Genomic DNA, 24848 nt, shown 5'->3' on the forward strand with positions numbered 1-24848 from the left:
AGTTTCGAGTGATTGTACTGGTCTGTACCTGTCTCCGCCAGCGCTGCCGCGCCACACCTTGCGGGTGATGGACAGGAGCAACGGCATGCACTCACCTCTCGCCGCCTGGGGCAATGGTCTCCTCGGCGTGCTGATCTTCAGCGGCTCGCTGCCGGCGACCCGTGTTGCGGTCGGCGGCTTCAGCCCGCTGTTCCTCACTTCGGCGCGCGCCGTGCTGGCGGCGCTGCTGGCGGCTGCGATCCTGCTGGTGCTGCGCCAGAAGCGCCCGGCGGCGGGCGACGTGCTGCCGCTGGTGCTGGTGGCGCTCGGCGTCGTCGTCGGCTTCCCGCTGCTCACCGCGATGGCGCTGGAGCATGTCACGGCCGCCCATTCCATCGTCTTCATCGGGTTGCTGCCGCTGGCGACGGCGATCTTCGGCGTGTTGCGCGGCGGCGAGCGCCCGCGCCCGCTGTTCTGGGCCTTTTCCGGCGCCGGCGCGCTGGCCGTCGCCCTTTTCGCGTTGCAAGGCAATGGCGAGGTCTCGCTGGTCGGCGATCTCTTGATGCTCGCCGCGATCCTCGTCTGCGGCTTCGGTTATGCGGAAGGGGCAAGGCTGGCGCGCCATCTCGGCGGCTGGCAGGTGATCTGCTGGGCGCTGGTCTTCTCGCTGCCGCCAATGGCCGCGCTGGGGCTCGCCGTCCAGCCGCAGACGCTGGCCGGCATCGCCATGCCCGCCTGGGCCGGCCTTGCCTATGTCTCGGTGTTCTCGATGCTGGTCGGCTTCTTCTTCTGGTATCGCGGGCTGGCGCTCGGCGGCATCGCCGGTGTCGGCCAGTTGCAACTGTTGCAGCCGTTCTTCGGCCTGCTGCTGGCCGGCCTGCTGCTCGGCGAGCCGGTCGCCCCGTCGATGATCGCCGTCACCGTCTTCGTCGTGGCCTGTGTCGTCGGCGCCCGTCGCCACGCCTGAGGCGGGCTCAGGAGAAGATGCCGCGCTCGCTCGCCACCGCTTCGGAGATGAAATCGGCGACCACCCGCACCCGGCCGAGGTCCCGCACGCTTTCATGCAGCACCAGCCAGTAGCTGCGGGCGATGGTGCGCTCGGGCAGCACCCGCACCAGGTCGGGATCGGTGCGGGCGATGAAGGCATGCAGGATGCCGATGCCGGCACCAGAGCGCACCGCCTCGGTCTGGCCGAGCGCGGAGGCGATCTCGAAACGCGGCTGGAAGGCGCGGTCGATCTCCTCGGCATAGGCGAGGGCGCCGGAATAGACGAGATCCTCCACATAGCCGACCAGCGCGTGCGCCTTGAGCTCCGCGGTGGTCTGCGGCGTGCCGGCGCGGGCGAGATAATCGCGCGAGGCATAGAGGCCGAGCGTGTAGTCGACCAGCTTGCGGGCGACCAGCCGGCCATGGTCCGGCCGCTCGACGGTGATGGCGATGTCCGCCTCGCGCCGCGACAGGGAGACCGCGCGGGGAACGGGAACGAGCTGCAGCGTCAGGGCCGGATGGCGCTCGGTCAGGGTGCCGAGGCGCGGGGCGAGGAAGGCGACGCCGAAGCCGTCCGGCGCGCCGATCCGCACCGTGCCGGACACCGCGACATCCGCATCGCCGATCTCGGCGCGGGCCTCCAGCATCTCCGCCTCGATCCGCTCGGCGGTGGCGAGGAACCGCTCGCCGGCCGTCGTCAGCGCCGAACCGGTGGTGCGCCGGTCGACCAGCTTGACGCCGAGATCCTCCTCCAGCGCGCCGAGGCGGCGGGCGACGGTCGCATGATTGACGCCGAGCGCCCTTGCCGCGGCGAGCAACTGGCCGCTGCGCGCCACGGCGAGGAAAATGCGTGTATCGTCCCAGTTCATGCGCGCTCTCCGGCAGGCTGCGGGGCTAGTTTTTGGGGCAAGCTCCGGATCAGCGCTAGCATGACTATAAATTTCGCACAACGGATGCGGCTTTCCGCCTATTGCGCGCAACAAAAAACGAAGGCATGACAGGGGCAGCCTCGAACGTGGCATCTGGCCGCGAGAAGGTGCGCGCTCCACCGTGCGGGCTGCGCCAAAAGGGAGAAACGACCCATGAAGACAATCGGACATTTCATCGGCGGCAAGCATGTCGAGGGCACCTCGGGCCGCTTCGCCGACGTCTACAATCCGGCCACCGGCGAGGTTCAGGCCAAGGTGGCGCTCGCCTCGCAGGCCGAGCTGCGCGCCGCGGTCGAGAACGCTGCCGCCGCCCAGCCGGCCTGGGCCGCCCAGAACCCGCAGAAGCGCGCCCGCGTGCTGATGAAGTTCGTCGACCTGCTGCACCGCGACATGGACAAGCTCGCCGAGGCGCTGTCGCGCGAGCACGGCAAGACCATTCCGGACGCCAAGGGCGACGTCATCCGCGGCCTCGAGGTCGCCGAGTTCTGCATCGGCGCGCCGCATCTGCTGAAGGGCGAGTTCACCGAAGGTGCCGGCCCCGGCATCGACATGTATTCGATGCGCCAGCCGCTCGGCGTCGTCGCCGGCATCACGCCGTTCAACTTCCCGGCGATGATCCCGATGTGGAAGTTCTGCCCGGCGATCGCCGCCGGCAATGCCTTCATCCTGAAGCCGTCGGAGCGCGATCCGTCCGTGCCGATCATGCTGGCCGAACTGATGATCGAGGCGGGCCTGCCGGCCGGCATCCTCAACGTCGTCAACGGCGACAAGGAAGCGGTCGACGGTGTGCTCGACGATCCGGACATCATGGCGGTCGGCTTCGTCGGCTCCACCTCCATCGCGGCCTATGTCTATTCGCGTGCCACCGCCAACGGCAAGCGCGCGCAGTGCTTCGGCGGCGCCAAGAACCACATGATCATCATGCCGGATGCCGACATGGACCAGGCGGCCGATGCGCTGATCGGCGCCGGCTATGGTGCCGCCGGCGAGCGCTGCATGGCGATCTCGGTCGCCGTCCCGGTCGGCGAGGAAGCCGCCAACGCGCTGATGCAGCGCCTGATCCCGCGCGTCGAGGCGCTGAAGATCGGGCCTTACACGGCCGGCAACGACGTCGACTTCGGCCCGCTCGTCACCGCCCAGGCGCTGGCCCGCGTCAAGGGTCTGGTCGACCAGGGCGTGAAGGAAGGCGCGACGCTCGCCGTCGACGGCCGCAACTTCACCATGCAGGGCTACGAGAACGGCTTCTTCATGGGCGGCTGCCTGTTCGACAACGTCACCAGGGACATGGCGATCTACAAGGAAGAGATCTTCGGCCCGGTGCTCTCCGTCGTGCGCGCCAAGGACTATGACGAGGCGCTCGAACTGCCGATGAGCCACGAATACGGCAACGGCACCGCGATCTTCACCCGCGACGGCGACACGGCCCGCGACTTCGCCAGCCGCATCAACATCGGCATGGTCGGCATCAACGTGCCGATCCCGGTGCCGCTCGCCTATCACACGTTCGGCGGCTGGAAGAAGTCCGGCTTCGGCGATCTCAACCAGCACGGCCCGGATGCGTTCCGCTTCTACACGCGGACCAAGACGGTGACCTCGCGCTGGCCGTCGGGCCTGAAGGACGGCGCCGAGTTCGTCATCCCGACGATGAAGTGAGCCCCGGTCGGGCGCAGCCCGAGCCATCGCCCCAGTGGGGCGATGGCAGGGGCGAACGCGGTCGAGTGTAAGCGGGCGCCAGCCCGCGTCGAGACCGCCAACCCCGGTCGGGCCCTTCGGGGCCGGATCGATCGTGCCGGTGGCACGATCGCGAGGGTAAGCGGGCGTCAGCCCGCGCGCGGACCGCAACCGGCCCGGCAATGCTCTTCAAGAATGAAAAACCCGCTCCGGCCTGACCGGGGCGGGTTTTTCGTGCGTCCGAAGGGGCGGCTCAGCCGGCCCTGCACTCCGTCACCAGCAGCATCTGCAGCGGGGAGGTGATGTCGAAGTCGAGCCCGTAATAGACCTCGCCCTCGAAATCGTGGCGCACGAGGCCTTGTGCCGGACGCATCGTCGTCTCGCTCAAGAACAGGGTGTCGTCGTCCGGCTTGAGGTTGAGCACGAGACTCGAGGCCGTGTTCGCATCGACCTCATAGATCACGCGCGTTTCCGTGTTGCGCTTCTTGCCCGCTGAGATGGCGACGAAACGGGTGGGCGTGTCGCAGGGATTCGAGACCAGCACCTGATGCGATGGCCGGGGCGGCTGCGCCTGTGCCGGAAACAGGCGCACCGAGCCGGGCAGCAGCGTGCCGTTCCGCGCCGAGGCGATCACCGCCTCGTCGCCGCGCGACAGGGCGAGCGCCACGATGCTCTCCGTCTTGTAGCGTCCCTCGCGCGAATAGAAGCCGGCGAAATAGGACGTGCCGTCCGCATGGCGGGCCATGAAGGGACCGTCCACCAGCGGCCGTGCATCCGGACAGTTCGGGTCGACGGTCAGCGGCATGCCGTTCCGGGAGACTTCCGGCGTCGCCCGCTCGTGCAGCCAGTAGCGGCAGGCGACCGTCTCCGCATTGCCGGGCAGCGGCTGTGTCGCCGAATAGGAGCGCAGGTCCAGAAGCGGCGGCGCGCTCGCCGAGGTCATCGACCAGTGTCCCGACCGGCCGAGCGCCTTGGGCGCGGCTTCGGCCAACTCCACCAGCGCGAGCGAGACCGGCGAGCCGCCCTCCACCTCGCCGTGCCAGACATGCACGGCCGTCACGCCGGTCTGCCAGAAATGGAAGTAGGATCGGCTGTCGATGCTGCCTTCCGCGTAGGGACGCGCCGAACGGAAGGTGATCGTGCTGTCCCCTTCGGTGACGTCGCTGGTGGAGCGGACATCGAGGCACAGCCGCGTGGTGATCGCGTGGCGGTCGGAAACGAGGATCGCGGGGCATTGGACGAAGCTGCCATGCCGCTGGACCGCCAGCAGGCCCTGTCCCGGGATCCGTCCGGTGGCGGCCCGCCCCGTCGCCCGGCCGTCGAGACTTCTGGCCAGCATCACGTCCCGCGACAGCGGACCTGTCTGCACCGGCGGGGCATCGGCTGCCCGGGGCGGGGTTTCCGCCGGTTGCGGCACCGCGGACGATGCGGGGGGCGATGCGGGAGACGCCGATAACGTCGGCGGTGCGGCGATCCGCGGCGGCTCCTCGGCACCGGGCAGAACGGCGAAGACGGCGACGGCAACGACGAGGGCGGCGGCTGCGATCATGGCGATCCTTCCGGCATTGGTGGAGGTTGACACTGAGGGCGGGGCTTGTGGGCCGGTGGCGGAGGGCGCGTCTTCGGCGAGGGGCTTTGCCGGCGGCACCGCGGCTTCGGCCTCTGCGGGGCTGTCGCCGGCTGGCGCTGCGGACGGGGCGTCGTCCGCCGGCAGGGTTTCGGCAATGGAGACGAGCGGCCGCGGGCTGGCGAGCACATCGCCCGGCCCGGCGGCGATCAGCACCACGCGGCCGGGCACCGGCGAGCGCATGGCCAGCGTCTTGCCGTCCGAGGTGCGCAGCGTCATCAGCACGGTATCGGGCGCCACCTGCGCGCCCGGGGCGACCCGCACCTCGCCGACCGTGATCGGGAACAGCGCCGGATCGCGCGGGCTGAACACCTGCTTCAGACTGTCCGTCATGCTGCCCTGTTCCCGTCCATGCTTCAGCCTCGGTCCTGTCGCGATCCCGGTGCCTTTCCCCCGTCGTCCCCGCAGTCGCCCTGCCGCAACCGGCGGGGCGATCAAGCTCGCCATTGCGATGAAGGTGCTCTAGTGAGATTTCCGGGTGCGAGGACCTGCCGAGGATGTTGCCGAGACTGTAGCGAAGTTCATGCCCCCTTCAAGATCAGATCGCTGATTTAAATAGCGGTTTTCAGTCCGCCCGGGGATGGGGCGTGCAGCTCGGCCTGGGGGCAGGTCGAATATGCTCCGTCGGTCGGGCTCGTGCTCCTGTAAAAAATGACGATATTGGACGTTTCCCTTTACGCAAGCTGGACATCGCGGCTAGGCTGCGCCGGTCGGGGGCTCGGGAGTCGGTTGAATGTCGAAGCGTGAAGTTGTGTTTCTGTCGGGCGTGCGCACGGCGATCGGGTCGTTCGGCGGAGCGTTGAAATCCGTGCCGCCGACGGAGCTCGGCGCCAAGGTCGCGGCGGAAGCGCTGCGCCGCTCCGGCATTGCGCCGCAGGAGATCGGCCATGTCGTCTTCGGCCATGTCATCAACACCGAGCCGCGCGACATGTATCTGGCGCGCGTTGCCGCCGTCGATGCCGGCATCCCGGTCGAGACCCCGGCGCTGACGCTGAACCGGCTCTGCGGCTCGGGCGCCCAGGCCATCGTCTCGGCGGCGCAGTCGATCCTGCTCGGCGATGCCGACTATGCGCTGGCGGGCGGTGCCGAATCCATGAGCCGTGCCCCGTATTCCAGCCCCGGCGCCCGCTTCGGCGTCAAGATGGGCGAGGCCGTGATGTACGACATGATGCTCGGCGCGCTCAACGATCCCTTCGGCGGCGGCCATATGGGCATCACGGCGGAGAACGTCGCCGCCCGCCACAATATCAGCCGCGAGGCGCAGGACTCGCTCGCCGTGGAGAGCCAGCACCGGGCGGCGCTTGCCATCCGCGACGGGCGCTTCAAGGAGCAGATCCTGCCGCTCGAGATCCAGGCCGGCCGCAACACGGTGACCTTCGACACCGACGAGCATGTCCGCGCCGACACCTCGCACGCGACGCTCAGCGGCCTGCGCCCGGTGTTCCGCAAGGACGGCTCGGTGACGGCCGGCAATTCCTCGGGCATCAATGACGGCGCGGCGGCCGTGGTGCTCGCCGACCGGGCGCTGGCCGAGGCGCGCGGGCTGAAGCCGATGGCGCGGCTGGTCGGCTATGCCCATGCCGGCGTCGCGCCGGAGGTGATGGGCATCGGGCCGATCCCGGCCGTGCAGAAGCTGTTCGAGAAGACCGGCCTGACGGCGGCCGACTTCGACGTGATCGAATCCAACGAGGCTTTCGCGGCCCAGGCCTGCGCGGTGATGCGCGAGCTCGGCTTCCCCTCCGACCGGGTCAATCCGAATGGCGGGGCGATCGCGCTCGGCCATCCGGTCGGTGCCACCGGGTGCCTCATCACCGTCAAGGCGCTTTACGAGTTGGAGCGCACCGGCGGCCGCTACGGCCTCGTCACCATGTGCATCGGCGGCGGCCAGGGCATCGCGCTCGCCGTCGAGAACCTCAATCCCCTGTGATACGCACCCTCTCGTGCCGGCGGCCGAGCCCTTTCCATTCCCGGCCGCCGTCCCATGTGACCGGGTGACCCCCTGTCGACGATCGAGGCTGGCGGACATGCGCCTTGCTTTCCTGCGGTTTGCTGCCGCCCTGCTGCTGCTCCCGTCCGCCGCCGTGGCGCAGGTGGGGGAGCCTCCCGCCTTCAGCCTCACTGACGGCGCGGACCACCCGCTTGCCGGGCGCATCTGGTCGGTCGCCAGGGCCGCCTTCGTCGAGCCGGCCGAGGTGGAAACGGCGGTGGCCGGTGCCCGCTTCGTGCTGCTGGGCGAAATCCACGACAATCCCGATCATCACGCCTTGCAGGCGCATCTGCTGGCCGCGGCGAGCGAGGCAGGGCGCAGGCCCGCCGTGGTGCTGGAGATGCTGGCCCGCGACCGCCAGGGCGATGTCGATGCCTATCTCGGCGGCGGGCAGGCGACGGCGGAGGGCTTCGGCGCGGCGCTCGGCTGGGAGCAGTCGGGCTGGCCGGATTATGCGATCTACCGGCCGGTGATCGAGGTGGCGGTGGAGCGGGATCTGCCGATCATTGCCGGCGACACGCCGCGTGAGGAACGCCGCAAGGTCGCCGCCGAAGGGGCGGAGGTGCTGGGCGCGGAGCGGATCGCCGCGCTGCGCCTTGCCGAGCCCCTGGGCGAGGCGGCCGATGCGGTGCTGCTCGACACCCTGTTCGACGGGCATTGCGCGCTGATGCCGCGCGAGGCGCTGACCCCGCTCGTCGCCGTGCAGCGGCTGCGCGATGCGACGCTGGCCGACGCGATGATTTCGGGAGGGATCTCGGGAGGGATCTCGGGGGCTGGGGAGGTGGCGGTGCTGATCGCCGGCTCCGGCCATGTGCGCAAGGACCTCGGCGTCCCGCGCTATCTGGAGTGGCGGGAGCCGGATGCAGCGAGCGTTGCGGTCGGCTTCGTCGAGGTGGTGGAGGACAGGACGGAGCCCGCCCTTTATGCCGGCGGCTCGGCGGAGGCTCCGCCGCCTTACGACTATCTCTGGTTCACGCCGCGCCAGCAGCGCGGCGACCCTTGCGAGAGCCTGCGGGTGCGCTTCGGCAAGAGCGAATAGGCATGCCCTCGCGGGCCGCCGTCAGCCGGTGGAGCCGTGGCTTGCCGCTGCAATGCAGGGCGTCTCCTCGTCCCCCTCGCGGGCGTCTCGAGCTGCGTCGGCGCGCCACTCCTGTGCCTGCTCGTCCTCCGCGTCGTCGTCGCTCTCGCCCGTCGTGGCCTTGCCCGTCGTCGCCTTGCCCTTGACAGGCGGGGCCTTGGCCTGTGCCTGGCCCGCCGGCCCGGGTGCACTTGAGCCCGCCTCTCGGGGCGCCTCTTCGGGCATCCGGGAGGGCTCCATGGGGGGCTCTTTGAAGGGCTCCGCGTCGGGCGAGGCGATCGCCGCCGCTGCGGCGGCGGCCGCCGCATCCCCCGACGTGTCCTCCGTCCTGTCATAGGCTTGTCGGCGCCGCGCCATCACCTTGGCACGGGCACGGCGGCGTTTGACCCGGTTGGCAAGCCGGCGGCCGACCCTCGAAAAGTCCTCGCGGGAGAAGAAGAAGGGCAGGGTGGGCTCGACCGGGTCGATATGTTCGACGGCAAGGCCGACGGCGGTGATGACGTGGTCGCTGTCGATGGCGCGCACGACGAGGTCGATATCGCCATAGGCGACGCGGTCGGCCGGCTCGACATCGTCACCAAGCTCGCGCTTCATGAAGGCGCGCAGGGTCATCTCCGCGTCCGCCTTGTGCACATGGAAGCCGTAGAGCGCGCCCAGTTCCGCCAGTTGCGTGTCGGGATCGAGGTCGAAGTCGCCGAACAGCGCCGGATCGTTCTCCTCCTGCGTCACGGCGGCGAACAGCGTGTCGAGCACCGGCACCTGGCGCGGACTGGCGAGGATATAGAGCCGGTCGCCGGGCTGCGGCTTGCCGGCCTTCTGCAGGCGGATGCTGCGCCCCTCGCGCAGGATCAGCACCGGCCTTGCCCAGCGGGGGATGCGCTCGCCCCGCGCCACCGGGCTGGCGGGATGCACGGTATAGCCGACCAGTTCGTGATCCTGCCCGCCGGGCAATTCCAGCTCGATCCGGTCGACCGGCCCCATGCGCGGCGGCACGGTCAGCTTCAGCCAGCGCGCCATCGGGCGGATCGTCCAGCCCTGCAGCACCAAGGAGGTCAGCACGATCAGGAAGGTGACGTTGAAGATCTCCTGCGCGTTCGGCAGGCCGGCGATCAGCGGCAGGATGGCGAGCAGGATCGACACCGCGCCGCGCAGGCCCACCCAGGAGACGAAGGCGATCTCGCCGCGGGAAAAGCCGAAGGGCATCAGGCACAGCCAGACCGCGAAGGGCCGGGCAAGGAAGATCAGCACGGCGGCAAGGCCGAAGCCCTCCAGCGCCACCTCGCCGAACTGCGAGGGCGAGGCCAAAAGGCCGAGCGTGACGAACATGCCGATCTGGCTGAGCCAGGTGGTGCCGCCCTGGAACTTCTTCAGCGAGGGCTGCTGACGCATGCGGACATTGCCGCACAGGATGCCGGCGACATAGACCGCCAGGAAGCCGCTGCCGCCGGCCAGCGTGGTCACCGCCATCAGGACCAGCGCCAGTGCCAGCACCAGGATCGGGTAGAGCGCGGCCTCCAGCTTGAGGCGGTTGACGATCTGCACGATGGCATAACCGCCGGCCAGGCCCAGCAGCAGGCCGAGGCCCATCTGGCGGACGAACTCCAGGATCAGTTCGGCACCGGCCGCCGCATCCGCTTCCATCGAGCCGGCGGTGATCATGCCGATCAGCGTCACCGTGAGGAAGATCGCCATCGGGTCGTTCGAGCCGGATTCGACTTCCAGCGTCGCGGAGATCATCTCGCGCAGGTTCACCCCGCCGACCCGCAGCAGGAAGAACACCGCCGCCGCGTCGGTCGAGCCGACGATGGCGCCGAGCAGCAGGCCGTCGGTCCAGGCCCATCCGAACAGGTAATGCGCCGCCGCGCCGACGACGCCGGCCGTCAGGGCGACGCCGATCGTCGCCAGCGCCACCGCGGGAGCCGCCGCCAGGCGGAAGGTCGCCAGCCGGGTGCGGAACCCGCTGTCGAACAGGATGAAGGTGAGGGCGATGGAGCCGATGAAATAGGCGGCCCGTGTGTCGGAGAAGGCGATGCCGCCCGGCCCGTCCTCGCCGGCGGCAAGGCCCACCAGCAGGAAGACCAGCAGCAACGGCGCGCCGATCCGAAAGCTCACCAAGGACGTGAACACCGAAAGGGCGACGAGCCCGGCGGCGATCAGGATCAGCAGGGTGAGCGTTTCGAACATGGACTTGGCATTCTCCGGGCGCGGCGTTGGCTCCGCGCCATGGCTTGATCGCGATGACCTCTTGACTACCGGCAAATCGCGCCGGAACCGGGGCGGTTTTCAGATATTCTATTGATATGAGTTAAAAAAATGGCGGTGCCAGGCACCGCCAGAAACAGTTTTTCAAGAAAAGCGCGGCAGCTCACGCGGCGGCGAGGCGTTCCCGCGTCGCGATCGGGCGCAAGGCACCGCCGTCCTGGCCATAGGCGCGGCCGAAGCGGTTGGCGAGGAAAGCGGCGAGCGGGATCGCCTCCTGCTTGACGAAGCCGCGTCCCGGCAGCGTGCCGTCGCGCAGCATGTCCAGCGTCGCGCAGATGCCCGAGGCGGTGGTGATCTGGATGGCGCTCCAGGTCTCGCCGGCCACTTCCTGCGCAGTGACCCGGTAGACCGCCGACATCTGCTCGCGCTGGTCGCCGCGCCGGCCGGAAGCAGTGATGAACACCAGCACCACGTCCTGGCGGGTGATCGGCACGGCGGTTTCCAGCACGTCGCGCATCAGGTCGCGCCGGTCCTTCAGGCCGAGATCGGTGAGCAGCAGCCGCATGATGTCGCGGTGGCCGGGATAGCGCACGGTCAGATAGCGCAGGTTGCGCACGCGACCTTCCAGCGTCTCGGCCAGCGAGCCGAGGCCGCCCGACGTGTTGAACGCCTCGTAGTCGACGCCGTCGAGAGAGAAGGTCTCGTAGCCCTCCAGCGGCTGCAGCAGCGCCCGTTCGCCGTCGAGCACCGCCTCGCAAGGGTTGCAGTACTCGTTGATCAAGCCGTCGGTCGACCAGGTGAGATTGTATTTCAGCGCATTGGTCGGGTAGCGGGGCAGGGCGCCGACCCGCAAGGTGAGGTTCTCCAGCGCGTCGAAGCGGCCGGCAAGGTCATGCGCGGCGATGGAGACGAAGCCCGGCGCCAGGCCGCATTGCGGCGCGAAGGCCGTGTGCGCGCCCTCGGCCAGCGCCTTGACTGTCTTGGTCGAGGCGACATCCTCGGTCAGGTCGAGATAATGCGCGCCGGCGCGCTTTGCCGCGCGGGCGATGGTCTGGGTCAGAAAGAACGGGGCGGCCGACAGCACCGCGCGGTGGCCGGCAAGCGCCTCTACCAGCGCGTCCTCGTCGGCGACGTCGACCTCGACGGTGGCGACATCCGGCCGCCGGGCGGCGGCGAGCGCGGCGGCATCCCGGTCGGCAATGGTCACACGATAGTCGCCCGTTGCGGCGAGCAGGGCGGCGATGGTGCGGCCAATCTTTCCCGCACCGACGATGAGCACCGGCCAGACAGTCATGAAGGCAATCTCCTCTGGGTGTTGTTGCTCCAGGATAGGAGAGCCTTTGTCCGGATGTCAGAACGCATCGCGTCGGATCAGCCGGACTTTCCGGCGATATGCCGGCTCTTCCGTCTAAGTGTCGGGAAGCTGCCCTTTCGGCCGCGCCCTTGCGGACGTGAGGATTCGCCCGCGCTTGACCTTCCACCTGCTGGAAGGTGCATGATGATGTCCAAACGTTGACTGGCGGGCCGGCTGCGCGCTCGCCCGCTCGACCGGAGGCGCGTCATGAACATCGGAGAGGCCGCGGCCCTTGCCAGCCTGCCGCCCAAGACGATCCGCTATTACGAGGAGATCGACCTGATCCACCCGGCGCGGGCCGGCAACGGCTATCGCGACTATACGGAGACGGACATCCACCGCCTGCAGTTCCTGCAGCGCGCGCGCAGCCTCGGCTTCACCATCGAGGAGTGCCGCATGTTGCTGTCGCTCTACGAGGACGAGCACCGCGCCAGCGCCGATGTCCGCGCCGTCGCGATGGAGAAGATCGGCGAGGTGGAACGCAAGATCGTGGAACTGCGCTCGATGAAGGCGACGCTCACCCGCCTGGTGGAGTCCTGCCATGGCGATGCGCGGCCGGACTGCCCGATCCTGGAGGATCTGGCCAGGGGTAGCGGACCCTCGTGCGGCGGGCATCAATGATCCGGCGTAAGGGCCTTCTCCTCGGCGGTGCCGCCGTGCTGGTCGTCGTGCTGGCGGTGGTTCTGTGGCCGCAGGACGTGCCGGATCCGGCGCCGGCGTCCGCCATGGTGGAGGTGAAGGTGCCGGAGCTGTCGGATCTCGCGGCCGAGGGGAGAACCGCGTTCGACGCCCTTTGCGCCAGTTGCCACGGCGAAAACGCAGCCGGACGGCAGGGGATCGCCCCGCCGCTTGTCCACGTCGTCTACGAGCCGGGGCATCACGCCGACGGGGCCTTCGTGCTGGCGGCAACGCGCGGCGTCCGCCAGCACCACTGGACCTTCGGCGACATGCCGCCCGTGCCTGAGGCGAGCCCGCAGGACGTCGCCGCGATCATCGCCTATGTGCGGACGTTGCAGCGGGCCAACGGCATCTTCTGAAAGGCTTTAGGGTTAGACGCCGAGATAGGCCTCGCGCACCCGCTCGTCGGCCAGCAGCGCGGAGCCCTTGCCTTCGATGGCGATCTCGCCGGTCTCGATGACATAGCCGCGCGTGGCGATGGAGAGCGCCGCGAAGGCGTTCTGCTCCACCAGGAACACGGTGACGCCGTCCTCGCGGTTCAGCCGCTGGATGATCTCGAACACCTGGTCGACCAGCACCGGAGCCAGGCCCATCGACGGCTCGTCGAGCAGCAGCAGCGTCGGCCGGCTCATCAGGGCGCGGCCGATCGCCAGCATCTGCTGCTGGCCGCCGGACAGGCCGCCGGCCGGGTTCCGCCGCCGCTCCTTCAGCACCGGGAAGAGGCTGTAGATCCGCTCCAGGTCCGAGGCGATCTCCGCATCCTTGCGCAGATAGGCGCCGAGCCGCAGATTGTCCTCGATGGCGAGCGGCGCGAAGATCTGCCGGCCTTCCGGCACCTGGGCTATGCCGGCCGCGACCCGCGCATGCGGGCTGGCGCGGGAGATGTCGCGCCCCTGGAAGGAGAGGCTGCCGCCGGTCATCGGCTGCACGCCGGACAGGGTGCGGAGCAAGGTGGTCTTGCCGGCGCCGTTGCCGCCGACCAGCGCGACGATCTCGCCGGCGGCGACGCTCAGGGAAACGCCGTGCAGCGCCTCGATCCGCCCATAGGCGGAGCGCAGCGCCTCGACGCGCAGAAGCGGCTCAGTCGAGTGCAAGGTTGGCCTCCCGCGTGCCGTGGGTTCCAAGATAGGCCTCGATCACCTTCGGATTGGAGCGGATCTCGGCCGCCGATCCCTCCGCCAGCATCCGGCCCTGGTCGAGGACGAGGATCCGGTCGGAGATGCGCATGACCAGCTTCATGTCGTGCTCGACCAGCACCACGGCGACGCCGTCGTCGGCGATCTTGCGGATCAGCTTCTCGATCTCCTCGGTCTCGACCGGATTGCAGCCGGCCGCCGGCTCGTCGAGCAGCAGCACCTTCGGTTCGGCAGCGAGCGCCCGGGCGATCTCCAGGCGCTTCAAGGCGCCATAGGGCAGGTTCGCGGCTGCGATGTCCGCCAGCGCGGCAAGGCCGACGCGCTCCAGCAGGGCATCGGCGACCGCCGCGCTCTCCCGGTTCTGGCGGCCGGTCGAGGGCAGGGCGAACAGGTGGGCGAGCAGCCCGCGCTGTTCGCGCAGATGCCGGCCGACCATCACATTCTCCCGCGCCGTCATGCGGAAGAACACCTGCAGGTTCTGGAAGGTACGCGACAACCCGCGCTCCGCCAGCCGGTTCGGCTCCAGCGCGGTGACCGGCTCGCCGGCCAGCCGCACGCTGCCGGACTTCGGCCGATAGATGCCGGAGACCAGGTTGAACAGCGTGGTCTTGCCGGCGCCGTTCGGGCCGATGATCGAGAACACCTCGCCGGGGCGCGCCGAGAAGCTGACATTGTCGACGGCGCGCACGCCGCCGAAGGCGATGCCGATCTCGTTGACCTCGAGGAGGGGCGTCGTCGCCGTCACTTCTTCCACCTCCCCTTGAAGAGCGCCGCAAGGCTCGGCACGATGCCGGCGCGCAGCACGATCATGATCACCATCATGATCAGGCCGAGGATCATGTGTTCGTAGTCGTGGAAGCCGGTCAGCACCTGCGGCAGCACGACGAGGATCGCCGCGCCCGCGAGCGAGCCGAGGACCGAGCCCATGCCGCCGAGCACGACCATGGTCACCAGCTCGATGGAATGCAGGAAATTGGCCTTGTCCGGCGTCACGAAGCCGTTGAGCAGGGCCAGCGTCGAGCCGGCGACCGAGGCATAGACCGCCGAGATGACGAAGACGGTGAGCTTGGCGCGGGCGACGTCGATGCCGGCAACGCGCGCGGCGACCTCGGAATCGTGCAGGGCCCTCAGCGCCCGGCCGGTCGGGCTGGCGACGAGGTTGCAGGCGATCCAGGCGCCGATGACCAGAAGGCCGCCGGTGATCCAGTACCAGGTGTCGGCGCTGCGCACCCGCCAGCCGAACAGCGTCAGCCGCTCCACCGGCATGCCGTCCGGTCCGCCGGTCAGCCAGGCCTCGTTGGAAATCGTCATGGCGATGAGGATGCCGAAGCCGAGCGTCGCAACGGCGAGATAGTGGCCCTTGAGCCGCAGGATCGGCCGGCCGACCAGGAAGGCGAGGGCGGCGGTGGCAAAAGCGCCGACAAGGGCCGCGACGAGCGGATGCAGGCCGAATTGCGCCGGCAGCACGGCCACTGCATAGGCGCCGATGCCGAAGAAGCCGGCATGACCGAGGCTCACCTGGCCGGCATAGCCCATCAGCAGGTTGAGGCCGATGACGGCGAGCGCCGAGATCCAGACCAGCGCGGCGACGCGGTAATAGAAGTTGGAGGGCATGGCGAAGGACAGCGCGACGACCAGCAGCGCGATCACGAGCGGCACGGCGAGCCGGTGGGAAAGGAGCCTGCCCATGGTCACACGCGCTCCACGCTGGCCTTGCCGAACAGCCCGCCCGGCAGGGCGAAGAGCACGATCAGGATGACGATGAAGGCGATGGCGTCCTTGTAGGTGGAGGAGATATAGCCGGCGCCGAGCGCTTCCAGCAGGCCGACGGCGAGCCCGCCGACCACCGCGCCGAGCGGGTTGCCCATGCCGCCGAGCATCGCCGCGGCGAAGCCCTTGAGCGCCAGTAGCATGCCGACATCGTAGCTGGTCAGCGTGATCGGGGTGACGAGGATGCCGGCGACGGCGCCGATCGCCGCCGACATGACGAAGGACAGGCCCATCACGAAGGAGGTGTTGATGCCGACGAGGCGGGCGGCCAGCCGGTTCGCCGCCGTCGCCAGCACCGCCTTGCCGATCAGCGTGCGGTTGAAGAAGGCCCACAGCACGGCGACGATCACCGCCGCCCCGCCGAGCACCCAGAAGCTCTGGGGCAAGATTGCGGCGCCGCCGAAGCGGATCGGCGTGTTGCCGGAAAAGGCGGGAAGCGAGTGGAACTGCTTGTCGAACACCACCTGCGCGAGGCCGCGCAGGAAGATCGAGGCGCCGATGGTGATGATGATCAAGGTCACCGGCGAGGCGCCGCGCGCCGGCTCGATCGCCAGCCGGTGCAGCAGCAGGCCGACGACCATCGCGACGAGCACGGCACCGAGCGCGGCCAGCGGCAGCGGCACGCCAGCGGCGGTGGCGAAGACCGTGGTCATGCCGCCGATCATGACGAATTCGCCTTGCGCGAAATTCACCACGTCGGAGGCGTTGTAGATGATGGTGAAACCGAGCGCGACCAGCGCGTAGACCGCGCCGACCGTCAGGCCGGAAACACAGAATTGCAGCAACTCGGGCATGGGTCCGCCGTCAGCTTGCCCGCGCCGTCGCGGCGGCCGGGCCGGGGGCCTACAATGTCGGGTGCAGTGGGCAGCCGCCGCGCGCGCCGGTGAGTGCCGGCGCGCGCGGCGGGAGAGTCGCTTGCGCGTTACTCGACCAGCGTCCAGTCGCCGCCGCGGATCTCCAGCATCCGGAAGGCGGTCAGGTCGAGGCCCATATGGTCGTCCGGCGACATGTTGACGACGCCGGCGGTGCCCATGAAGCCCGAGGTCTTCTCGATCTCGTCGCGGATCGCCTTGGGGTCCTCGGACCCGGCGCGCTGCATCGCCTCGACCAGGATCATCAGCCCGTCATAGGCATGGCCGCCGAAGGTCGACACCGGCTGGCCGGTCTTTTCCTCGTAGGTCGTCTTGTATTCGACGACGACGGCCTTCTGCGGGTCGTCATCCGGCAGCTTTTCGGCAACCAGAAGCGCCGAAGCCGGCAGGCGCACGCCCTCGGCGGCATCGCCGGCAAGGTCGATGAAGGACTTCGAGGCAACGCCGTGGCTCTGGTAGAGCGGCACGTCGATGCCGAGCTGCTTGTAGTTGCGCGTGACGATCGCCGGCCCCTGGCCGAAGCCGGGATTGACGACCGCCTGCAGGCCGGCGGCGTTCTTGATGTTGGTGAGCTGCGGCGTCATGTCGGAATCGCTCGGACCATAGGTCTCGTCCGCGACGATCTCGATGCCGTAATTGCCCACCACCTCAAGACACTGCTCGCGCATCGACTTGTCGAAGCCGCCGGTGCCGGAGATCATGCCGATCCTGGCAATCCCCTGGGTCTGCATGTCGGCGAAGATCTTCTCGCAGGCCATGCGGTCGGTATGCGGGGTCTTGAAGGTGAACTCCTTCACCGGATCGATGATCACGACCGCGCCGGCCAGCGAGATGAAGGGGATGCCCGCTTCCTCGAAGACCGGGATCATCGCCATCGTCGTGCCGGTGGTCGAGCCGCCGACAACCGCGACGACCTGATCGTCCTCGACCAGACGGGTGGCGAAGGTGCGCGCCTTGTTGGCATCGGCACTGTCGTCATAGACGATCAGCTCGAGCTGCTTGCCGTTGACCCCGCCTTCGGCGTTGAGCTTCTCCACATACATCTGCAGCGTCCTCGCCTCGGGGTCGCCGAGGAAGGATGCGGGGCCGGTGACCGACAGCGGCGCGCCGATCTTGATCGTGTCGGCCGCCGCAGGGGCGGCCCAGACCATGGCGACACCGGCCAGCAGGGCCGCGCCACGGATGCATTTTCCGAAAACTGCCATTTTTGTTTCCTCCCACAGGTCCAGTGCAGTCTGTTTCCGGTCTCCCGTTCGGAAAGCAGGGGCCGGGGGCGAGTGCGTCGCTCCCGGCCCGTCCGTTCCTACGCCGCGACCGGGCGGCGCATGGCTGCCACGCGGAAGCGGTTGGCGACGAAGGCGCTGTCGCACAGACAGGCATTGCCGGCCGGGTTCGCTCCGGTGACGTGATAGTCGGAGAAGGCGGCGGACTGGTTGACGAAGATGCCGCCGGTCAGGTTGACCGACAGCGCCACGCCGGCCTCGGCGAAGGCATCGGCCGCCTTGTCGATCAGGCTCTCGTCGCTCGCGTAGAGCGCCGCGGTGATCGCGCCGCGCGTCCTGGCGGAGCCCGCCGCACGGGCGATCGCGTCCTCCGCGCTGTCGGTGGCGATCACGAAGCTGATCGGCCCGAACCGCTCCTCCAGATAGGCCGCCTCGTCCTTCGCATCGACCGCCAGCACCAGCGGGGTCGCCGAGCGGGCGCCGTCCATGCCCTCGACCGGGGTGCTGTCGCGCAGCACCTTGCCGAGCTTGCGGGCCTCGGCGATGCGCTGCAGCGTCGTCTCGCTCTGGACCGCGCCGAGCACGCCGGCCGCGCGCTGGGGGTCGCCCAGCAGCTTGTCGACGGCGGTGGCGATGGCGCCGGCGACCTCGTCGAAGCTCTTGTGACCCTCGTCCGTGTCGATGCCGCCGCGCGGCACGAAGATGTTCTGCGGCGCGGTGCACATCTGCCCGGAATAGAGCGAGAGCGAGAAGGCGATGTTGCCGGCCATGCCGCGCATCGACGGCGTGCCGGCGATGACGATGGAGTTGACGCCGGCTTCCTCGGTATAGACCAGCTTGCCCCTGGCGTTTTCGCGCAACCAGGCGCCGAAGGCCGGCGAGCCGGTGAAGTCGATGATCGCGACGTCCGGATGGGTGACCAGCTCCTTGGTCAGCGGCTTGTCGGCGGTGTCGGCGGCGAGCTGCAGCACGTTCGCATCGAAGCCGGCCTCGGCAAGCACCTCGCGGCCGATCTTGACCGTCAGCGCCAGCGGCAGGATCGCGCCCGGATGCGGCTTGACGATCACCGGGTTGCCGGTCGCAAGGCTGGCGAAGAGGCCCGGATAGCTGTTCCAGGTCGGGAAGGTGGCGCAGCCGATGACCAGCGCCGGACCGCGCGGCACGATGCGGAACTGCTTGTCCAGCACCAGCGGGTCCTTCGGGCCTTGCGGCTTTTCCCAGCGCACCGCGCCGGGAATGCGGCTCATCTCGTCATAGGCATAGGCAACGGCCTCGAGCCCCCGGTCCTGCGCATGCGGGCCGCCGGCCTGGAACGCCATCATGAAGGCCTGGCCGGAGGTGTGCATCACCGCATTGGCGAAGAGGAAGCTCTGCCGGTTGATGCGTTGCAGGATCTCCAGGCAGACGCCGGCGCGCGCTTCCGCGCTCGCCTTGCCCCAGCCGTCCATCGCGGCCTTCGCCGCGGCAACGGCCATATCCGGCGTGGTCTCGGGATAGGAGATGGCAAGGTCGAGGCCGAAGGGGCTGACCTCGTGGCCGACACGCCCGCCCGTCGTCGGCTGGTCCAGCTCGAACGGCGTGCCGAGCAGGGCCTTGAAGGCGGCCTCGCCGTCGTCCTTCGCGCTCTCGCCATAGATCTTGCCGGAGGGAACCTCCGGATAGGCGGACCAGTAGCCACGGCTATGGATCGTCGCCACCGCCGTGTCGAGGGTCGCCTTGTGCGTGTCGAAGAATGCGGCCATGACCGTCTCCCTGCGTGACGCGCTGGCCGGGCGCACGCCGACAGGGGCCCGTCTTGCGGGCTCCGCTGGCGTTGTCCTCCCGGCGGGCGCGCCGCCTGTGTCTTGCCCGCCTCTCCGGTCGCGTCCAGACTTCGGCCTGATCGCGATGCCACGGGGGCGGGTCGGTTCGTTGGTCCGGACGTGATTGACAGCGCCCGATTGACGATCATAATAATTGACCGACCGGTTGGTCAGTCAAGTGAAAAATCACGAGGGCGACCGGTACGCGTCACGACGGGGGAGGGCACCTTGAGGGTGGAACCACGTCGCGGCGGCGGCACCGGCGCAACGGGAGGGCGCATGCAAACCGAGACTTCTGCGGCTCACGGCGGGGCGGAGCCCGCGCCCGTTCTGGTCGAGCGCGAGGGCGGCGTCCTCGTCGTCACCCTGAACCGGCCGGACAAGCTGAATTCCTTCAACGAGGCGATGCATGCCGCGCTGCGCGAGGCGATGGACATTGCCGAGGGCGATGCCGACATCCGCTGCGTGCTGCTGACCGGCGCCGGGCGCGGCTTCTGCGCGGGCCAGGACCTCAGCGACCGCGTCACCGCGCCGGGCGATGCCCCGCCGGACCTCACCCGCACCATCGAGGCGAATTACAACCCCTTGCTGCGCCGGCTGAAGGCGCTGCCGAAGCCGGTCGTCTGCGCCGTCAACGGCGTTGCCGCAGGCGCCGGCGCCAATATCGCGCTGGCCTGCGACATCGTTCTGGCCGGCGAGAGCGCCAAGTTCATCCAGGCCTTCTCGAAGATCGGCCTCGTGCCCGATTCCGGCGGCACCTGGACGCTGCCGCGCCTCGTCGGCCTTGCCCGCGCCAAGGCGCTGGCGCTGCTCGCCACCCCGGTTTCCGCCCGCCAGGCGGAGGACTGGGGCATGATCTGGAAGGCCCTGCCGGATGGCGAGTTGATGGGCGAGGCGCGCCGGCTTGCCGGAGAACTCGCCGCCGCGCCGACCTTCGGCCTCGGCCTCGTCAAGCAGGCGCTGGAAGCCTCCTTCGGCAACGACCTCGATACCCAGCTCGACCTGGAGCGCGACCTGCAGGGGCTGGCCGGACGCTCGCCGGACTACGCGGAAGGCGTCGCCGCCTTCATGGCCAAGCGCGCGCCGTCCTTTACCGGCCGTCCGCCCAAGGGCGCGGGCACGGGCACGGGCACGGGCGGGGAGGCGTGACCATGACCGACACGCAAGCCGCACGACCGGCGAGCAGCATGAGCCCGGAGGAACTGGCCCGCGCCTGCGCCGAGGCCATGTGGGCAGGCGACAAGGCGAGCCAGGGTCTCGGCATGGAGATTGTCGAGGTCGGCCCGGGCCGCGCGGTCATTGCCATGACCGTCACCGAGGCGATGGTCAACGGCCATGGCATCTGCCACGGCGGCTATATCTTCACGCTGGCGGATTCGGCCTTCGCCTTTGCCTGCAACAGCCACAACCAGAACACCGTGGCGAGCCATTGCGCGGTCAGCTTCCTGCGGCCCGGACGGCTCGGCGAGCGGCTCGTCGCGGCGGCCGTCGAGCGCTGGCGCGAGGGGCGTTCGGGCATCACCGATGTCACCGTGACCAATGCGGCGGGCGAGGTGCTGGCCGAGTTTCGCGGCAATTCCCGCACCATCAAGGGCACCCATCTGCCGACCGGGTGACCCGCGGGGGCGACGGCTTTCAACAAGAGCATTGGCCGCGCGCGGCGGAGCCCCGCGACGGCACAGGACAATCCGGGGAGGATGACACGCATGTTCGATCTGGCGCCGAAGCCGGGCGATCTCGACCCTATCGAAACCGCGTCGCGCGACGAGATCGCGGCGCTGCAGCTCGACCGGCTCAGGTGGTCGCTGCGTCACGCCTATGAGAACGTTGCCCATTACCGCAAGAGCTTCGAGGAGGCCGGCGTCCATCCGGACGACCTGAAGACGCTGGCGGACCTCGGCAGGTTCCCCTTCACCCACAAGCAGACCCTGCGCGACAACTATCCCTTCGGCATGTATGCCGTGCCGCGCGAGCAGGTGGCGCGTGTCCATGCCTCCTCCGGCACGACGGGCAAGCCCACCGTCGTCGGCTACACCCGCAACGACATCAAGACCTGGGCGACGGTGATGGCCCGCTCGCTGCGCGCCGCCGGCGCCCGGCCGGGCATGATCTGCCATGTCGCCTATGGCTACGGCCTGTTCACCGGCGGTCTCGGCGCCCATTACGGCGCCGAGGAACTGGGCATGACCGTCGTGCCGATCTCCGGCGGCATGACCGAGCGCCAGGTGTCCTTGATCGAGGACTTCCGCCCCGACGTCATCATGGTGACGCCGTCCTACATGCTGGCGATCCTCGACGAGTACCGCGCGCGCGGCATCGACCCGCGCGAGACCTCGCTGAAGGTCGGCGTCTTCGGTGCCGAGCCCTGGACCAATGCCATGCGCCAGGAGATCGAGACGGCGTTCGACATGCATGCGGTCGACATTTACGGCCTGTCGGAGGTGATGGGGCCGGGCGTTGCCAACGAATGCGTCGAGACCAAGGACGGCCTGCATATCTGGGAAGACCATTTCTATCCCGAGATCATCGACCCGGTGACCGGCGAGGTGCTCCCCGACGGCGAGATGGGCGAGCTCGTCTTCACCTCGCTGACCAAGGAGGCGATGCCGGTCATCCGCTACCGGACCCGCGACCTGACGCGCCTGCTGCCGGGCACGGCCCGCTCGATGCGGCGGATGGAGAAGGTGACGGGGCGCTCGGACGACATGATGATCCTGCGCGGCGTCAACGTCTTCCCGACCCAGATCGAGGAACAGCTACTGCGGGTCGAGGGGCTTGCCCCGCATTATCAGGTGGAATTGACACGCTCGGGCCGGATGGACGAAATGACCGTCCATGTCGAGGCGCTTCCCACCCATGCCGACGATGCGCAGCGCGCCGCCTCCGCGGCCGAGCTGCGGACGCATATCAAGAACGTCATCGGGATCAGCACCCGTATCGCCGTCTCCGATCCGGGCGTGCTGGAACGGTCCATGGGCAAGGCGAAGCGGGTGATCGACAACCGGCCGAAGGCCTGATAGGCCGGCGGCCGCAACAACAGGATCAGCGGTCGCGGACCCCACCGCAACCGGACCACCGGGGGACTGGACGACATGGCACGCCCGCGCGCCGAGGACTATGACGACAAGCGCAAGGCGATCCTGAAGACCTCGGCGGAGCTCTTTGCCGAACACGGGTTCGACCGCGCTTCGATGAACCAGATCGCGCTCGGCTGCGGCGTTTCCAAGGCGCTGCTCTATCACTACTACGCCAACAAGGACGCGCTGCTCTTCGACATCATCCGCGATCATCTCGACGAGCTGATCGCCGCCGTGGAGGAGGGCGGTTCGCCGGAGATGACCGGAGAGGAACTGCTGCTCGGCTATGTCTCGGCGCTGCTCGACGCCTATCGCGACGCCAATGCTGAGCACAAGATCCAGATCAACGAGATGAAGCGGCTGCCGGCCGAGCAGCAGGAGGAGCTGAAGGCGCGCGAGCGCCGCCTGGTGCAGCTCTTCGCCGGCGCCCTGGCGCAGGCGGTGCCGCAGCTCTCCGAACCCGGCTCGGCGCTGCTGAAACCGGTGACCATGAGCCTCTTCGGCATGGTCAACTGGCATTATCTCTGGTTCCGCGAGGGCGGTGCCGTCAGCCGCTCCGACTATGCCCGCATCGCCACCCGCCTGATCCTCGACGGCGCCCGCAGCCTCGCCGGTTGACGGGCCGGCGCGGCGTCACGCTGTCCGGTCGGCCTCAGCCGCCGGTCGCGCGCTCGGCCGGCCAGTTGCGATCGCCTTCCGGCAGCATGAAGACCTGGCCCGGATAGATCAGGTCCGGGTTGCGGATCTGGTCCTTGTTGGCCTGGTAGATCGTCGTGTAGCGGATGCCGGCGCCGTAGCGGCGCTGCGAGATGGTCCACAGATTGTCGCCGGTGCGGATGATGACGCTGGGGATCTGCCGGGTGCCGGCATCGCCGCTGGCGCCCGAGCCGGCGCCGGCCTCGCCCGACAGCGCCACCGGGCGCAGGATGACGGCCTCGTCGGCGGCCTTTTCGAAGGTCACCTCGGCACGGGCGGCCACCGCGCCGTCGCCGGACGTCACCTGGTCGGCGCGCACGGCCACCTCGCCCGGGTTGACCTCGCCTTGCGTTTCCAGCAGCCAGCGGCCCTGCGCGTCCGTCCTCGCCTCGCCGACCAACTGGTTGTCGAGATAGACGCGCACGGTGCTGTTGGGCTGGCCCGAACCGGCGACGAAGACCTTCGAACCTTCCGCTTCGACGGCCTCGACCGTGACGGTCGGCGCGGCATCGCTGCCGGTCGGCGCGGTCCCGGCCGGTGCCTCGGCCGTGGCGCCGGCGGCAGGCGCATCGGCGCCAGCCGGAGCCGTGGCAAGTTCGGCCGTTGCCGGGGGCTCGGCGGTGGCAGGGGCTTCGGCGGTCTGCTCCGTGCCGGCTGCTTCCGTTCCGGCCGCTTCCGTCGTCGTCGCTCCGGTGTCGGAGGAGGGGGCGGCGTCCGCGAGCTGCGGCTGTGCCGGAGCATCGGTCCGGGGCTGCTCCTGCGCCGGGGCGTCCTGCCCCGCCGACGGCTGTTCGCGCTCCCCGCCGGTTGCGGCTTGCGGCGCGGCGGCATCACTGCCGGTGTCGGCCGGTGCCCCGCTTGCGCTGGCGGCGGCGACCTCCTGCGCGGTGGACGGAGCCTCGCCCGCCTGGTCCGACGTCGCCTGGTCCAAAGTCGCCTGGTCCAAAGTCGCCTGTTCGGTCTGCGCCTGTTGGGGCGCCGCCTGTTCGGTCTGCGCCTGTTCGGTCTGCGCCTGACCCGCAGCAGCGCCGGCGTCGGCGATCTGCTGCGGCTTCTGAAGGATCTGCGACGGCGCGCCGGGCTCGTTGAGCATGACCAGCACTTCGTCGGTCGACCGGTCCTGCGGTACCGAAACGGCCATCGACTGGCTCGATTCGCTCAGCACCTTGCCGTCGGCGTCGCGGGTCTCCAGCGTCACCGCATGGGCGCCGGGGGGCAGCGGCTCGTCGAGCACGATGGCGAATTCGCCGGCGGCATTGGCGATGCCCCTGCCGACCACCTGGCCGTTCGCCAGCAGCGCGACGATCGCCCCGGCCTCGGAGCGGCCGGCAACGACGGCCGAGCCGTCCGGTTCGACCCGCATCAGGTCGAACGAGGGAAGTGCGGCGATCCGCTCATCCGCCGTCTTGCCGCCGATATCGGTGGTGTCCTGGGGCGTTGCGGCCGCCTGCGGCTCTTCCGCCTTGGCAGGTGCTTCGGTTGCCGCGGTCTGTGTCGCCGCCTCACCGGTCGCCGGCGCCTCCGCCGTCTGTCTGGCAGGGCCGTCGTCCTTCTGCGACAGGTGGTAGCCGACCGCGCCGGCACCGACAAGGCCGAGCAGGACAAGCAACTGGATGATGAGTTTCTGCGACATGAAGACCCCGCGCTCCCCGCGATTCGCACCCTGCGGTTCCCGGTACGATATAATATGTGCCGCAGGCCCCGGAATTCCACCGCATGACTATACGCTAAAGCGCCAGCCGGCAAGCAAGCCGGCCCTCTGATCTGCACCGTTTCGAAG

General features: G+C 69.2%; 21 protein-coding genes. 10 read left to right on the top strand and 11 right to left on the bottom strand.

What is annotated here, in order from left to right; all coding sequences use genetic code 11:
- Positions 1-85 precede the first annotated feature (85 nt).
- Positions 86-946, top strand: a complete 861-nt coding sequence (locus P2PM1_RS09240) for a DMT family transporter (protein ID WP_186398846.1) — start codon at positions 86-88, stop codon at positions 944-946.
- Between the two features lie 7 nt (positions 947-953).
- Here P2PM1_RS09240 and P2PM1_RS09245 read toward each other — a convergent pair whose 3' ends face one another.
- Positions 954-1835, bottom strand: a complete 882-nt coding sequence (locus P2PM1_RS09245; RefSeq protein ID WP_186398847.1) for a LysR family transcriptional regulator — start codon at positions 1833-1835, stop codon at positions 954-956.
- 213 nt (positions 1836-2048) lie between these two features.
- On the opposite strand from P2PM1_RS09245, the gene P2PM1_RS09250 reads away from it, so the two are divergent.
- A complete protein-coding gene (locus P2PM1_RS09250; RefSeq protein WP_186398848.1) occupies positions 2049-3548 on the top strand; it encodes a CoA-acylating methylmalonate-semialdehyde dehydrogenase in 1500 nt (499 codons plus the stop codon).
- 271 nt (positions 3549-3819) lie between these two features.
- Here P2PM1_RS09250 and P2PM1_RS09255 read toward each other — a convergent pair whose 3' ends face one another.
- Positions 3820-5526 (bottom strand): hypothetical protein, encoded by a 1707-nt coding sequence (locus tag P2PM1_RS09255; protein ID WP_186398849.1) that lies wholly within the window; start codon positions 5524-5526, stop codon positions 3820-3822.
- A gap of 400 nt (positions 5527-5926) precedes the next feature.
- Between P2PM1_RS09255 and P2PM1_RS09260 the strand changes: the two genes are divergently transcribed.
- Both P2PM1_RS09260 and P2PM1_RS09265 read left to right on the top strand, forming a co-directional pair.
- The gene (locus P2PM1_RS09260) at positions 5927-7120 is read left to right on the top strand and encodes an acetyl-CoA C-acyltransferase family protein (protein WP_186398850.1); all 1194 of its coding nucleotides are present in this window, start codon (positions 5927-5929) and stop codon (positions 7118-7120) included.
- A gap of 97 nt (positions 7121-7217) precedes the next feature.
- Positions 7218-8219 carry a ChaN family lipoprotein gene (locus tag P2PM1_RS09265; RefSeq protein WP_186398851.1) on the top strand — a complete coding sequence of 334 codons (1002 nt, stop codon included), beginning with the start codon at positions 7218-7220 and terminating at the stop codon, positions 8217-8219.
- A gap of 21 nt (positions 8220-8240) precedes the next feature.
- Here the strand turns inward: P2PM1_RS09265 and P2PM1_RS09270 are convergent, their stop codons facing one another.
- Both P2PM1_RS09270 and P2PM1_RS09275 read right to left on the bottom strand, forming a co-directional pair.
- The gene (locus tag P2PM1_RS09270) at positions 8241-10442 is read right to left on the bottom strand and encodes a potassium/proton antiporter (RefSeq protein ID WP_186398852.1); all 2202 of its coding nucleotides are present in this window, start codon (positions 10440-10442) and stop codon (positions 8241-8243) included.
- Between the two features lie 181 nt (positions 10443-10623).
- Positions 10624-11754, bottom strand: a complete 1131-nt coding sequence (locus tag P2PM1_RS09275) for a saccharopine dehydrogenase NADP-binding domain-containing protein (protein ID WP_186398853.1) — start codon at positions 11752-11754, stop codon at positions 10624-10626.
- A 267-nt stretch (positions 11755-12021) separates the two neighbouring features.
- Here P2PM1_RS09275 and cueR point away from each other — a divergent pair, with 267 nt between their 5' ends.
- Complete coding sequence (cueR, locus tag P2PM1_RS09280; RefSeq protein WP_186398854.1) at positions 12022-12435, top strand: Cu(I)-responsive transcriptional regulator; 414 nt, start codon at positions 12022-12024, stop codon at positions 12433-12435.
- Positions 12432-12851 carry a cytochrome c gene (locus tag P2PM1_RS09285; protein WP_186398855.1) on the top strand — a complete coding sequence of 140 codons (420 nt, stop codon included), beginning with the start codon at positions 12432-12434 and terminating at the stop codon, positions 12849-12851. The genes cueR and P2PM1_RS09285 overlap by 4 nt, the downstream gene beginning before the upstream one ends.
- 12 nt (positions 12852-12863) lie before the next feature.
- On the opposite strand, the gene P2PM1_RS09290 is transcribed toward P2PM1_RS09285, so the two are convergent.
- From P2PM1_RS09290 to paaN, 6 genes are all read right to left on the bottom strand, one after another.
- A complete protein-coding gene (locus P2PM1_RS09290) occupies positions 12864-13586 on the bottom strand; it encodes an ABC transporter ATP-binding protein (protein ID WP_186389749.1) in 723 nt (240 codons plus the stop codon).
- Positions 13573-14373, bottom strand: a complete 801-nt coding sequence (locus P2PM1_RS09295) for an ABC transporter ATP-binding protein (RefSeq protein ID WP_186398856.1) — start codon at positions 14371-14373, stop codon at positions 13573-13575. Before P2PM1_RS09295 ends, P2PM1_RS09290 begins: the two co-directional genes overlap by 14 nt.
- Positions 14370-15317, bottom strand: coding sequence for a branched-chain amino acid ABC transporter permease (locus P2PM1_RS09300; RefSeq protein WP_186398857.1), 948 nt, complete (start codon positions 15315-15317; stop codon positions 14370-14372). Before P2PM1_RS09300 ends, P2PM1_RS09295 begins: the two co-directional genes overlap by 4 nt.
- Before the next feature lie 2 nt (positions 15318-15319).
- Positions 15320-16192: a branched-chain amino acid ABC transporter permease gene (locus tag P2PM1_RS09305; protein WP_186389746.1), complete on the bottom strand. Its 873-nt coding sequence runs from the start codon at positions 16190-16192 to the stop codon at positions 15320-15322.
- 128 nt (positions 16193-16320) lie between these two features.
- A complete protein-coding gene (locus P2PM1_RS09310) occupies positions 16321-17421 on the bottom strand; it encodes an ABC transporter substrate-binding protein (RefSeq protein ID WP_244293204.1) in 1101 nt (366 codons plus the stop codon).
- A gap of 152 nt (positions 17422-17573) precedes the next feature.
- Complete coding sequence (gene paaN / locus P2PM1_RS09315; protein WP_186398858.1) at positions 17574-19235, bottom strand: phenylacetic acid degradation protein PaaN; 1662 nt, start codon at positions 19233-19235, stop codon at positions 17574-17576.
- 339 nt (positions 19236-19574) lie between these two features.
- Between paaN and paaG the strand changes: the two genes are divergently transcribed.
- The 4 genes from paaG (at position 19575) to P2PM1_RS09335 (ending at position 22990) form a co-directional block, all read left to right on the top strand.
- On the top strand, positions 19575-20444 hold the full coding sequence (gene paaG, locus P2PM1_RS09320) for a 2-(1,2-epoxy-1,2-dihydrophenyl)acetyl-CoA isomerase PaaG (protein WP_186398859.1): 870 nt from the start codon (positions 19575-19577) through the stop codon (positions 20442-20444).
- Between the two features lie 2 nt (positions 20445-20446).
- Positions 20447-20911 (top strand): hydroxyphenylacetyl-CoA thioesterase PaaI, encoded by a 465-nt coding sequence (paaI, locus tag P2PM1_RS09325; protein ID WP_186398860.1) that lies wholly within the window; start codon positions 20447-20449, stop codon positions 20909-20911.
- A 90-nt stretch (positions 20912-21001) separates the two neighbouring features.
- Positions 21002-22312, top strand: coding sequence for a phenylacetate--CoA ligase PaaK (paaK, locus tag P2PM1_RS09330; RefSeq protein WP_186399063.1), 1311 nt, complete (start codon positions 21002-21004; stop codon positions 22310-22312).
- A gap of 75 nt (positions 22313-22387) precedes the next feature.
- A complete protein-coding gene (locus tag P2PM1_RS09335; protein ID WP_186389741.1) occupies positions 22388-22990 on the top strand; it encodes a TetR/AcrR family transcriptional regulator in 603 nt (200 codons plus the stop codon).
- A 34-nt stretch (positions 22991-23024) separates the two neighbouring features.
- Here the strand turns inward: P2PM1_RS09335 and P2PM1_RS09340 are convergent, their stop codons facing one another.
- A complete protein-coding gene (locus tag P2PM1_RS09340) occupies positions 23025-24701 on the bottom strand; it encodes a LysM peptidoglycan-binding domain-containing protein (protein WP_186398861.1) in 1677 nt (558 codons plus the stop codon).
- Between the last annotated feature and the right edge of the window lie 147 nt (positions 24702-24848).

The organism is Stappia sp. P2PMeth1 (assembly GCF_900185735.1).
In the GTDB taxonomy this organism is placed as follows: domain Bacteria; phylum Pseudomonadota; class Alphaproteobacteria; order Rhizobiales; family Stappiaceae; genus Stappia.